The organism is Campylobacter concisus, from assembly GCF_902460595.1.
GTDB lineage: Bacteria > Campylobacterota > Campylobacteria > Campylobacterales > Campylobacteraceae > Campylobacter_A > Campylobacter_A concisus_BL.
Map to the genome: position 1 here is coordinate 1 of NZ_CABPVA010000004.1, position 12,229 is coordinate 12,229.

The window sequence follows — 12,229 nt, forward strand, 5'->3', positions numbered from 1 at the left end:
TATAAATCTTTTAAAAAATGTTGCTAACCTGTCCTAAAAGTTAGGAGCAAATATCAAAAACTAATAAATTAAAGCCTTTGGCTCAAAATTCAAACGTTTATCTATCTTTTTTTAAAAATTAACGTTACATAAGGTAGCGAAATTAGAGTTTAAAAACTAAAAAATAGCTCTATGATGTTGGTTAAAGACATTTAAATAAAAGCTGCTTTTAAAAATTTATTTTCATCAATAATCAATCTTTAATGCCATTCTTTGCAATTTTTTAAAATAGCCATAACTCACAAAATATGACATAAACGCTGTGTCTTTCATTAAATTTAATAACAGTAATAAATCAAAACAAGGTAGCAAACTAAAAAATAGTCAAAAAAGATACATACAAAAGCAAAAATCAAAATAGCAGCTAAAAAGCATCAAATTCAAAGAGGTGCAGTAGATAAAATAAAATTTGCCACCTCTTACAAGGCGGGATTAGAGCCAAAAGGGTTAAATTTTATAAACGAGCTAAAAAGATTTGATAAAGAAATTTACGCACTTGGCGGACTAGACAACCAAAACTACAAAGAAGCTATAAAAGCTGGTGCAAATGGCATTTGCTTCATGAGCCTAGCGATGAACGGCGATATGGAGCTTATAAAAAATATAGTAGAGAGCAAAAACGAGCAAATTTAACCCTATTTGCATAAAATTTTACATATTATTTTATATATAAAACTACGTAAGATTAAATTTATAGACTATTCTTGCTCCTCTTATAAGAACAAAGATGAGTTTTACAACAGATCAACTTGCACGCCGTCTTGGATCTCGACAAAAACGGTATGCTTTGAATTTATTGTGTTGCCATTGATAACTTCTTGGCGATTAAAGGTCGCTTTATAGACTTGATTTACCGCGTCACCATCACTTGTAACATCTACTTTGTTATAAGTATCGCCAACAACGCTATGTTTATTATTTAGCGTGGTGATATCTGCTTTTGTGGCTTTTACAAAATCATGTGTAAGCTGCACCAGGTCTTTACTATCGCCTATAACTTTTAGCACGGTATTTACGCTCTCGCTGGCTGCGCTATTGCTCGCATCTCTTGTATTTCTACTATCTATGATATCAAAGATGCCATTTGGACTAAATTTTATAGAAACAGCTTGATCTGCGCTGCCAAGTTGCACTTTTTCAAAGTTATTTATCTTTTTAACATTGTCTAAATTTGAAAAATCCACATCATCAACTACTATAAGTGTATCTACGCCACCTTTGCCGTCTATCGCCCTGCCCTTACTATAAACAAAAGCGTCATCTAGGTTACCACCTTTTACGTCACCTTCTTGTTTTAGATAGATTGGGTCTCCAAAATTTGCCTCGCTATATTTGCTTGTATTTATCTCGTAAGAATTTGTAGTGCCTATCTTTTTTATAAAATCATTTTGAATGAGCGCTTCGACATAGTTGTTACTAAAGAGGCGAGTGCCACTATGTTCTGACCCCACCAAAGTATCTGATGGATATGGTCCACTAGCTGGCGCACTATTTTTTTGCATTATATACAAAGATAAATTCATCTCGCCAGTTCCATCCATATACTCCATATCAAATTTATAAAAGCCAGCCTTATTAAATGTAAAATCCCTGCTCCACCACTGACCATTTTTGCCATATGATACCTCTGTGGATGGATTTATAAATGTTGTTGCACTTCCAAATTTTTGTGTATTGCCATTTATAGTTAGCTCTACATAGTTATGTAGGTCTGCTGCTCTTACTGAGTATGTCCCAGGAGCATTTACATATATCCAACCATCCATTTTCATGACAAGGTCAGAGCCAACAGGGTTTGACTCACCAAGCGTGTAGTTGCCAGGCTTGCCTTTTAATGTGCCATTTGCAAAGCTTATATTTTCTCCCGTGCCAGCAGTCGTATCTACGCCGTTTATAAATTTCTTTGGTGCGTATGGATTAGATGCGTTATACAAGGCATCACTGCCATATCTACCCACTCTTGCTAGATCTTCTGCATGCATATTGCCCTGATCAGACAGTGTCTTATAGTGCGTCCCAGAGGCAAACTGCACAACGTCATATGTAGTAGAGGCGCTTGGAGAGTAAATTTTAATATAGTCTTTATAGATGGATTTACCCCCTCGCTGCGAGTAAACACCAGAATCGCCACCAACTCTAGCTCTCCACGATGGATCTACATAGTTATAAAACCACATATCAGCATCAAGGCCACTGTTACCGATAAATGTCACCGTGCTAACAGAGACATTTCCTGCGGTGTCGGCATTTTTTATCATGAAATTTGCTCCAGTGCTGTTTGCTGGTAGGGCAAAATTTTCAGAGTAGCTGTGCGTATCATCAAGAGTAGAGCTTTTATGGACGGAATTTAGCAGATCATAAAGATCTACTTTGTTTATGGTGTTTTTATTTAGCGTGTTGTTGCCGCCCGCATCGGTGCCAACACTGCCTGAGATATCTACGCTAGTTACATGTGAAGTTGCCGTTGGAGTGCCGATCGCATCAGGGGTGGCGTCTAGGTCTATATGAACTATTAGATCATCATCCTTTGTGTCATCACTCTTTAAAACGGTCGCTCTTATGTTTGAGTATCTCTCATCTAGCTTTATACCAAGGGACTCAAAGTCCATATTTACACGCTTATCTGCGCCGACTGTTAGATCTATATATGTTTGCCCGCTTGGTAAAATTTTGGCATTACCATGATCATCCTCAAGTGCTAAACGAAGCTTTGTGCCAGGGTCACGGTCCACGCCAAATACAATATTTGGTTGTTCGTCATTAGTAAGTGAGATGTTGTACTCTTTTATGGTTTTGGTCTCATCGTCAAAGTTGTTTTTCTGGATAACCTTCTCATAGTCCTCCACTCTAAGGTATTTAGCAATATTTATAGCTCCGCCATCTATCTGCGTGGCAAGCTTGACATCATCTATGTAGCTTAAAATTCCAAAGTCAAAGAGCCTACCGCGAACGCCATCAGTTGTGGTGACCTCGTTTGGTGTCGTGATAGTAGCCCTAACAGGCGTAGAGTGATCGACCGAGATAGGGACATTTGGTATACTAAATTTGCCATCCACGATAGGAAGTGGTGCCGAGCCGTCGCTTGGCAAGGCGGTTAGTCCATCGTCGCTTATTGTGTATTTGACCGTTGTGGTTACAGCTGGTATGGTCGGAGTTGAGATAGTGACGCTTACGTTGCTTCCTGGTTTTGCATTGCTAGGCACGTAGATATCAAGGTCGCTTTGGGTTGAGGGTGAGCCAGAAGGCGTGGTGATGCTATCTATTAGCCCGTCTCCGTCATTATCCCTTGCAAACTGCACCTTTATACTGTTATCTACGGTGATCTCGTCTGTAACTGGGTCTGCTTTGTTGCCAGCTTTGTCGGTAAATGTGGTCGTGAAATTTGTCGTAACGCCATAAAGTTTTGTCGTGGTCTCTATGGTGCCATTATTTACATTGATAGCTACGCCATCATCTCTTGTGGCACTATATGCGCCGGATGCGTTTTGAGAAATTTTAATGGTTATCTTATCTGTTTTGCCGTCGCTTCCTGCGATATCTATCTCAAATTTATCGCCATTTCTTGCGTCGTTTGGAATTTTCATCTTTATAGAGGTCTTCGCACCATCAGGGCTAAAGCCACTCTCTTTACTAGTTAGCACGCCGTCTTTATCGCTATCTTTTGCAAACTGCACGTGCGGAGACCTAACAGGTGCGACCGTATCGCTTGAAATTTCACTCACACTTGAAGCTTTTAAAGCTCCAGTCGTGCCGTCAATGATCGTCGTGCTTAGCTTTTTTCTGCTTGGATCAGTTGAGCTTGTAGGGTCAGTAACTGTGATCTTACCATTTTGGATAGAGATAGTCTCACTACCTCCATCAAGCGTGGCAGTAAGTCCGTCAGGTGCGATAGTATAGGTCTTTGTGACGCTTGTTGGTGTGCTAGCTGGGTCATCGACCTTTATGCGGATCTTGTCGCCAACTGCGGCGTTGTTTGGCACATAGATATCGATAAGCGACGCCGTGCCACCACTTTTAGCCAGTTCGGCTGCATTTATAATGCCGTCTTTGTTCTCATCAAGGGTAAAAACAGCGATCGGATCGTTATTATTTGCGATAGTTATCGTATCTGTCGCACCTGGGTTGCCTGACTTGCTTATCATTTGGATATTTACATTTGTTGGCGTTGATGATGAAATTTTAACAGCACTTGCCACGTTAAAACCGACATTTCCGCCGCTTTCACTTGTGAGCGGATAGCTCTCGCCACTATCTTTATCCACAAGCGTGCCACTAGATGTTTTAACGAGCGTCTTTTCATGCAAAGTGCCGTCAGGATCAGTGGTAGTGAGTTTTATCTTATCGCCTATTTTCATGTTTGGTGATAAAACGATCTTTGCATCGTCGCTTGGGGTACTGCTGGCTGGATTAAAGCCATTCTCGCTAGCGTCTATCACGCCGTCGCCATTTAGGTCTTTGCCTAAAACGACCTTTGTAAAGCTAAGAGCTGGCGTAACGGTATCAACACTTGCGGCCGCCTTTGCTGGAGCTGAGCTAGCGCCATTTGCTAGTGTGATACTAGAGCTTACATTAAACGGGGCATTTGGCGTGATAGCAACGCTTGGGATGATAAATTCTTTTTGATCTGGATTTGTTGCATTTGGCATGATAGGCAAAATTTCACTTGGATTGTTTTCATTTATCACGCTTGTGCCTGCAGGATCTACTTTATAAGAAAGCGTGGCCTTTACGCCGTTATTTACAACTTCTAGCGTTACTTTGTCGCCTGGCCTAAAGTCATTGTTAAAAGCAACAGCCATGCTTGTGTGATTAGGATCGCCGCCTGCTTCTGCGATATTGATATAGCCATCGCCATCAAGGTCTTTTAAAAGTGCAATGCTAGGAGCTAGGATAGCTGGAGCGCTCTCTTTTTGCAAAGCCGCTACTGGTGCTGCTCCGCTAATAGAACTAACCGGCATTGCTGGCTCACTTGAGATGATAGCTGGTAGCTCTAATGTACCGCCATCAAACCAAACTACGTTTGAGATGTGTCCTTGCGTGTCAAAATTTGATCCATTTATGCTTGCTGTGTCGCTACCATGGCTTGAGCCATGAGAGTGGTGGCTGGAGCCTTGAGCGTTTTCGTCGCTGTTTTTGCTATTTGAGCCTTCGCTCTCACCAAAGATCCTTCTCTTGTCCTCTTCTATCTGCGCTTCATTGCCTTGGGTGTCAAATTTTGCATTTGATAGCTCTTTTGTGATAATGATAGTTTGTGGTTCAAGTAGCGTGATAGGTGCAGCGTGGTCAAAATTTATAACGATAGTGTCGTTGCTGCTTTGCGTGACGATCTCATCGCCTAGAAATATCTCGTCGCCCTGCTTTAGCAAGATCAACTTTCCGTTTCGTTTTACAAAAACTTTTCCACTTATCTTTGCAACAACACCAACGCTTTGCATCTTTCTTCCTTTAAATTTAAAACTAAAACATCCATTTAAAATTTCACGCGATTATAACCAAAATAATAATAATGTAAATAAAAAATCTATATAAGAATTTTTGTCATTTCTGCTTTGTTTTTAAATTTAAAAACGACTTGAAAATTTTATAAATTTACCAAAAAATCGCTGCTAGATTTTAGTAAGATAAAATTTTCAATTTTTATGAAATTTGCCAAAGAGATGTTTTATCGTTACAAAGTAAATTTTAAAACGATAATGTTATTAAAATTTGTATATTTTTGATAAGTAAAATAGAAATTTGGTATAAATTCTTAAGGAATTCCCACGCCAAAAGACGAGGGATAAATTTATGCTATCTTTTTGCGGTAAATTTTATAAAATTACGTAGTATATCCCGCCGTAGTGTCTGACTGAGAAAATAAAGCTTAAATTTATATCAAATATCTCAATGTCATCAAGTGACGGATACCAGATATCGCTAAAAAATTTAGAAAGGTCATCAAAATGCAAAATATCAATGCTCTCAAATTTATTAAAATTTATGCAAATTTCATTTGGCGTTGCGATGTTAAGCTTTCCAAAAACAGCCTTGAGATCAAAATTTTCTTCGTCCGCATTAAAGCCATCAAGCCTGCTAAATTTATCTATCTTAAAAAACTCATCTACATCATCTAGGCTAAATTTATGAAGTAAATTCTCTCTTATCTTTAAGCACTCACCAGGCGACAAGCTCCTAATGATAGGCATATAAAAGCCATGTTCTTTGCAGAAATTTTCTAGTTTTATCTGATCCATATTGTGAGGTTTTGGCTAAATCAAATTTAGCCAAAAATTTATTTTAAAAGCTCTTTTGCGTATTTTAGGCCTAGCTCGTAAGCTTTAGCATTTGCCTCTTTAACTTTAGCTGGCACGCTTGCTAGCATCTCTTCACGCACTAAATTTTCATCCATGCACCCACTCATCGCCACAGCCACGCCAAGGGCTACGACGCTTTGAGTGATGACGTTTCCGACCTCGTCTTTTGCGATAGAGATGATAGGAATTTCATAAATTTTCCAGCGCTTTTTGTCCTCATCACTTACTTTTACCAAATTTGGCTCGACAACGATCGCGCCGCCCTCTTTTACGCCACTTTTAAAGGCATCGTAGCTTATCTGCGCAGTTGCTAGCATAAATTCTATCTCGCCCTCGTTTGCATAAGGATATAAAATTTCTTTCTCATCAAGTATGATATCGACCTTCGTTGGACCCCCACGCACCTGAGATGTGTAGGTAGATGCCTTGACGCCGTATCCGCCTGCTTTTATCTTGGCAGCTGAGAGGATCTCGCCTGCTAGTATGACGCCCTGTCCGCCAACGCCGACAAATCTTAATTGTGACTTCATGCTAGCTCCTTAAAATCTATCGCTTCGCCGCTCATAGCAGCCTTTCTTACCATGTCGTAAGCTTTGGTGTATTCGATCTTTTCTTCATCTTTGTGAAGCACGCCAAGTGGGAAAATGCCTTTTTTCTCCTCATCGCTTAGCATGTCAAATTTGACCTTGCTCGTCGTGCGGTCCTTTATCCACTCTAAATTTTTCACCGCCTCACCCATTTTGTTCTTGCGGCCTAAATTTATATGGCAGTTTGAAAATACATCAAAAAAGCTGTATCCATCGTGGCTAAAGCCCTCTACAAAGAGCTTTGTGAGCTTCTCAGGCTCGATGACGCTACCACGCGCGACAAAGCTAGCACCTGCTGCGGTTGCGAGCTTACAGGCGTCAAAGCTAGGATCGATGTTGCCGTATTGCGCTGTGACCGTCCACATGCCCTTTGGCGTCGTTGGGCTAGTTTGCGAGTTTGTTAGTGCGTAGATGAAGTTGTTGATTAGGATGTGATTTAGCCCGATATTTCGGCGGCATCCGTGTATCGTGTGGTTACCTCCGATCGCCAGTCCATCGCCGTCGCCAGTTACAACTATGACGTGTTTGTCTGGGTTTGCCATCTTTACGCCAGTCGCATAAGCTACAGCTCTGCCGTGAGTCGTGTGAATGGTGTTGCAGTCTAGATATCCGCTAAAGCGGCCAGAGCAGCCTATGCCTGAGACTACGCAAACGTCGTTCATATCCCAGCCCATCGTATCAATAGCGCGGATGAGTGCCTTTAGTATGACGCCGTCGCCACAGCCCCAGCACCAAAGAGTAGGCATTTTATCTGTTCGTAAATATTTATCGTAATTAAAAGCCATAAATTTCTCCTATCTTCGCCTCGATCTCGCTTGGGCTTATCGGTCTGCCGTTTGCTTTTAGCAGTTTTGCAAAGTCATCTCTTAAGATGATCTTTGAAATTTCGCCGCTATACTGGCCTAAATTTAGCTCGCAGACTAAAATTTTCTTAAATTTATTTGATATCTCTTTTAGCTTTTTAGCTGGAGCTGGAAAAAGTGTGAGCGGCTTAAATAGCCCTACTTTTAGCCCTTTTTCACGTAAATTTAATATCGCTTGCTTAGCTGAGAGAGCGACACTTCCAAAGGCGATGATACAAATTTGCGCGTCATCAAGCATAAACTCTTCAAATTTCTCGCACTCATCAGTGTGTAAATTTATCTTATCAAATAGTCTATTCATCGAGTTTTCAACGATCTTGCCATCTTCAGTTGGAAAGCCAGTAGCGCCGTGATGAAGCCCTGTTATATGGTAATGATAGCCTTTAAAGAAAGGATTTAGCGTGGCTGGCTCATCTGGTGCAGCCTCGTATGGTTTATACTCTTTTGGCTCGCCGCTAAATTCTTTTCTTTTATAAATTTCTAGCTCGCCAATTTCTGGCAAACCAACCCTTGCTTGCATGTGACCTATCGTCTCGTCAAGTAGCAGCATAACCGGCGTCATAAACCTAGCTGCGAGGTTAAAGGCGCGCACGGTCTGCGTATAGCACTCCTCTAGGCTACTAGGCGCTAGCACTATCATATTTACATCGCCGTGAGTTGGGTTTTTAGCCTGCAAGATATCGCCTTGTGCGACACGTGTTGGTAGGCCAGTTGAAGGGCCGCCGCGCATTACATTTACGATGACAAGCGGTATCTCAGCGATAAAACCAAGGCCTATTTGCTCAGCCTTTAGTGAAATTCCTGGACCAGAACTTGCAGTCATCGCTTTAGCGCCACTCGCACTTGCACCAAGAGCTACGGAAATGCCAGCTATCTCATCTTCCATCTGTATAAATGTACCGCCGTTTTTTGGCAAAAGCACGCTTAGCTCGTGGGCGATCTCGCTGCTTGGAGTGATAGGATATCCGCCAAAGAAGTTACAGCCACACTCGACGGCAGCCCTTGCTACTAGGGCATTTCCAGTTGATACTACCTCTCTCATGCGCTCTCTCCAAGCTTGGCAAATTTATTTGCCTTTACAGCCGCAGCTCGCTCTTTGCTCTCAGGCGTTAGCTTTGCAAATTTAAAGCCTTTATCAGCCACATAAATGGCAAAATCAGGACAGTGAAGCTCACAGTCACGGCATCCTATGCATGAGTCAGCATAGACCACCTCTATCATCTTGCCAAGCACCGCCTTTGGCTCAAGCCTCATGCCTAGCACGCCTGCTGGGCAGTAGCTCACGCAGACATCACAGGCCTTACACCTGCTCTCATCGACCCAAACTGGGACATTTTCTTTTACGATCATATATCTTCCTACTCTAAGTTTTCTTTTAAAAATTTGATATTTTTTCTAATTTCAGCTTCACTTTTGTTTAGTTGCTCTTGCTCGTCTTCATCTAAATTTAGCTCTAAAATTTCTTTTAAGCCATCACGTCCGAGTCTTACTAGCCTGCCGCAGCTTAGTTCATCATCGATTAGCACGCTAGCGCTTATTATCTCATCGCTCTTACCAACGATCATCTCGCACATCTTCACAGCTGCAGCCGCTGGTGCGTAGTAAGCCGAAGTACCAAGCAGTTTAACGATCTTTGCGCCGCCAGTGCTTGTCTCTTTTTTAAGGATTGCAAGCTCATTTTCATTTAAATTTTCACTGATATTGCTGGCTGATACGATCATCTCGTCATTGTGAGTGCCAACGATCTTTGCTCTTAGCTTGCTGGCGTCCTTATCTTTTAAAAGCGCTAGCTCATATCTGCACCTTGCGCTATCTAGCTCACCAGCCATGCCGATCACTTTGTTTTTGCTAAAACCGCTAAATTTATGAGCCGTCCAGACCATCACGTCAAGTGGATTTGTGACAACGATTATCACTGCGTTTTTGGCAAATTCAGCTATCTTTTGCGCAGTTTGCTTTACGACAACGGCGTTTTTAAGTAGCAGATCTTCTCTTGTTTGACCCTCTTTTCTTGGGCTTCCAGCTGTGACTATGACGATGTCACTGCCTTCAATTAGCACAAAATCATCGCCACCACAAACGCTTGTTTTTGCGTTAAAGACGCAGCTTGACTGCGCTAGGTCGATCGCTTTTGCACGCGCCACGTCGCCAAATATATCTACAAGCGCGATCTCATTGCAAAGCTCTCTCATGCAAAGCGCATAAGCTATGCTAGCACCGACGTTTCCAGCTCCAACTACACTTATTTTCATCTCTTATCCTATTATTTTATTTAAAATTTCACTTGGTCGCATGACCTCATTTGCCTTTGCTTCGTCTGGCAGGTAGTATCCGCCAAATTCCGCGCTTGCACCATCATTTTCTCTGATCTGCTTTAAAATTTCACCTTCATTTTTTTCTAGCTCGTCTGCTAAATTTGCAAATATTGCGCTCAAAATCCCGCCACTTTTTGCCATCTCTCTCGCCCAAAAAAGCGCTAGATAAAAGTGCGACTCTCTAGTATCAAGAGTAGCATTTGGAGTTTTATTTTCGTCCAAATAGCTAGCAACCGCTCTATTTAGCGCCTCGCTTAGCTCTTTCGCCTCTTTTTTTTGCCTAAAAAACGCCAAATATTCAAGCGAAGCACTAAGCGCTAAAAACTCGCCCAGACTATCCCAAAGCAGATGATTTTTCTCTTTTAGCTCTTTTACAAGCGTCGGAGCCGTTCCGCCAGCGCCCGTCTCAAACATCGCTCCACCAGCAAGTAGCGGCACGACTGAGAGCATTTTTGAGCTGCCACCCAGCTCAAATATCGGGAAAAGATCGGTTAGATAGTCTCTTAAAACGTTGCCGGTTACGCCTATGACGTCTTTGCCAGCTCTTATCATTTCAAGTGATCTTAGCGTTGCTTGCTCGTAGTTTAAAATCTCAAATTTCACGCCAGCGTTAGTAAATTTCTCTTTAAATTTCTCAAATTTAGCTATCAAATTTCTATCGTGAGCACGGCTGCTATCTAGCCAAAATATAAGCTCATCTTTTGAAATTTCGCCTCTTTTTAAAGCAAGCTCAAACCACGCATTTATCGCATCATCCTTTGCCTGTGTCATTCTAAAAATATCGCCGCTTTTAACGCTAAATTTAAAGACACTCTTGCCCGCCTCATCAAAAACTACAAATTCTCCATCCTCTTTTGCGATGAAAGTCTTATCGTGGCTGCCATACTCCTCGGCCTTTTTAGCCATAAGCCCCACGTTTGCCACGCTGCCGATCTTACTCACATCAAGCGCGCCATGCTCTTTAAAGTCCGCCACGCAGGCCTCATAAACTCTAGCATAGGTTCTATCTGGGATCATACAAAGCGAGAAATTTAGCTCGCCGTTTTTGTCTTTTACCTTGCCAGAGTTTCTAATGAGCGCAGGCACTGAGGCATCGATGATAACGTCATTTGGCACGTCAAAGTTGCTAGCATTTTCATTTAGTGCCCAGATTTTTGCTTTTTTGCTCAAAATTTCATCAAATTTAGCCAAAATTTCATCTTTATTTTTAAGAGTTGAAATTTTAGAAAACATATCTTTTAAGCCGTTTTTTGCTTCTACTCCGTGAGCCTTAAAATCCTCACTAAATAGCTCAAAAACCTCTTTAAAATAGCTCTTTATTGCATGTGCAAAGATGACTGGGTCACTAACCTTCATCATCGTGCATTTTAGGTGAAGGCTAATGGTTAAATTCTCTTTTTTTGCCTCGTTAAAGCAGCTTTCATAAAATTTATCTAACTCATCTGCACTTAAAAAGGTAGCATCTACGATCTCGCCACTTTGGACAGCAAGCTCTTTTAAAAGCTCTTTTTTACCATCTTTACTTATGAAATTTATATAAAATTTCTCATCTTTTTCTGCGATGATTGAGCGCTCATTTTCGAAAAAATCGCCCTTTTGCATGTAGCAAATTTTAGTTTTATTTGCCTTGTCCCAGCTGCCGTTGCTATGTGGGTGCTTTTTAGCAAATTCTTTAACCGGTGGCAAGACTCTTCTGTCTGAGTTTCCTTGTCTTAGCACCGGATTTACCGCGCTTCCTAGAACTTTTTGGTATTTTTTAGCGATCTCTTCGTCGTAGTCTGTGATGATCTCGTCTGGATAAAATGGCACATTTATCCCCTTGCTTCTTAGCTCCTCAATAGCCGCTTTTAGCTGAACGAGCGTGGCTGAGATGTTTGGCAGTTTTATGATATTTGCCTCTTTATGCGCGGTTAGCTCGCCCAAAAGCTCTAACTCATCGGCCTTGTTTAGCCCAAGCTCTTTGCTAAAAAGAGATAAAATTCGTCCAGCCAAGCTGATATCAGCCCTTGTTATGCTAATGCCAGCGCGGGATAAAAATCTCTTAACGATAGGAAAGAGAGAGTAGCTTGCAAATAGCGGTGCTTCGTCGGTTTTAGTCCAGATAATATCACTCATTTTAGCCCTTTTGATTT

General features: G+C 41.5%; 9 protein-coding genes. 1 reads left to right on the top strand and 8 read right to left on the bottom strand.

The window, feature by feature from the left end:
- Nucleotides 1-441: 441 nt before the first annotated feature.
- The gene (locus F3G86_RS07145; protein WP_223228584.1) at nucleotides 442-672 is read left to right on the top strand and encodes a thiamine phosphate synthase; all 231 of its coding nucleotides are present in this window, start codon (nucleotides 442-444) and stop codon (nucleotides 670-672) included.
- 101 nt (nucleotides 673-773) lie between these two features.
- Here F3G86_RS07145 and F3G86_RS07150 read toward each other — a convergent pair whose 3' ends face one another.
- The 8 genes from F3G86_RS07150 to F3G86_RS07185 all read right to left on the bottom strand — a co-directional run bounded on the left by F3G86_RS07150 (nucleotide 774) and on the right by F3G86_RS07185 (nucleotide 12,212).
- Nucleotides 774-5,474 carry a hypothetical protein gene (locus tag F3G86_RS07150; protein WP_149723460.1) on the bottom strand — a complete coding sequence of 1,567 codons (4,701 nt, stop codon included), beginning with the start codon at nucleotides 5,472-5,474 and terminating at the stop codon, nucleotides 774-776.
- Between the two features lie 375 nt (nucleotides 5,475-5,849).
- A complete protein-coding gene (locus F3G86_RS07155) occupies nucleotides 5,850-6,224 on the bottom strand; it encodes a heat-shock protein (protein WP_223228577.1) in 375 nt (124 codons plus the stop codon).
- Between the two features lie 86 nt (nucleotides 6,225-6,310).
- Nucleotides 6,311-6,862, bottom strand: coding sequence for a 2-oxoglutarate:acceptor oxidoreductase subunit OorC (locus F3G86_RS07160; RefSeq protein ID WP_148785280.1), 552 nt, complete (start codon nucleotides 6,860-6,862; stop codon nucleotides 6,311-6,313).
- Entirely contained in the window at nucleotides 6,859-7,704 is an 846-nt protein-coding gene (locus F3G86_RS07165) for a 2-oxoglutarate ferredoxin oxidoreductase subunit beta (RefSeq protein ID WP_149723462.1), read from the bottom strand. Before F3G86_RS07165 ends, F3G86_RS07160 begins: the two co-directional genes overlap by 4 nt.
- Nucleotides 7,694-8,824, bottom strand: coding sequence for a 2-oxoglutarate synthase subunit alpha (locus F3G86_RS07170; RefSeq protein ID WP_149723463.1), 1,131 nt, complete (start codon nucleotides 8,822-8,824; stop codon nucleotides 7,694-7,696). The genes F3G86_RS07165 and F3G86_RS07170 overlap by 11 nt, the downstream gene beginning before the upstream one ends.
- Nucleotides 8,821-9,132: a 4Fe-4S dicluster domain-containing protein gene (locus F3G86_RS07175; protein WP_009293870.1), complete on the bottom strand. Its 312-nt coding sequence runs from the start codon at nucleotides 9,130-9,132 to the stop codon at nucleotides 8,821-8,823. The genes F3G86_RS07170 and F3G86_RS07175 overlap by 4 nt, the downstream gene beginning before the upstream one ends.
- 8 nt (nucleotides 9,133-9,140) lie before the next feature.
- Nucleotides 9,141-10,034 carry a lactate/malate family dehydrogenase gene (locus F3G86_RS07180; RefSeq protein ID WP_149723464.1) on the bottom strand — a complete coding sequence of 298 codons (894 nt, stop codon included), beginning with the start codon at nucleotides 10,032-10,034 and terminating at the stop codon, nucleotides 9,141-9,143.
- A gap of 3 nt (nucleotides 10,035-10,037) precedes the next feature.
- Nucleotides 10,038-12,212 carry an NADP-dependent isocitrate dehydrogenase gene (locus F3G86_RS07185; protein ID WP_149723465.1) on the bottom strand — a complete coding sequence of 725 codons (2,175 nt, stop codon included), beginning with the start codon at nucleotides 12,210-12,212 and terminating at the stop codon, nucleotides 10,038-10,040.
- Nucleotides 12,213-12,229: the final 17 nt, after the last annotated feature.

What these genes read in the sequence shown, in the direction of transcription:
- F3G86_RS07180 (WP_149723464.1), bottom strand. Translation starts at nt 10,034, where the DNA reads ATGAAAATAAGTGTAGTTGGAGCTGGAAACGTCGGTGCTAGCATAGCT.
- F3G86_RS07170 (WP_149723463.1), bottom strand. Translation starts at nt 8,824, where the DNA reads ATGAGAGAGGTAGTATCAACTGGAAATGCCCTAGTAGCAAGGGCTGCC.
- F3G86_RS07155 (WP_223228577.1), bottom strand. Translation starts at nt 6,224, where the DNA reads ATGCCTATCATTAGGAGCTTGTCGCCTGGTGAGTGCTTAAAGATAAGA.
- F3G86_RS07165 (WP_149723462.1), bottom strand. Translation starts at nt 7,704, where the DNA reads ATGGCTTTTAATTACGATAAATATTTACGAACAGATAAAATGCCTACT.
- F3G86_RS07175 (WP_009293870.1), bottom strand. Translation starts at nt 9,132, where the DNA reads ATGATCGTAAAAGAAAATGTCCCAGTTTGGGTCGATGAGAGCAGGTGT.
- F3G86_RS07160 (WP_148785280.1), bottom strand. Translation starts at nt 6,862, where the DNA reads ATGAAGTCACAATTAAGATTTGTCGGCGTTGGCGGACAGGGCGTCATA.
- F3G86_RS07150 (WP_149723460.1), bottom strand. Translation starts at nt 5,474, where the DNA reads ATGCAAAGCGTTGGTGTTGTTGCAAAGATAAGTGGAAAAGTTTTTGTA.
- F3G86_RS07185 (WP_149723465.1), bottom strand. Translation starts at nt 12,212, where the DNA reads ATGAGTGATATTATCTGGACTAAAACCGACGAAGCACCGCTATTTGCA.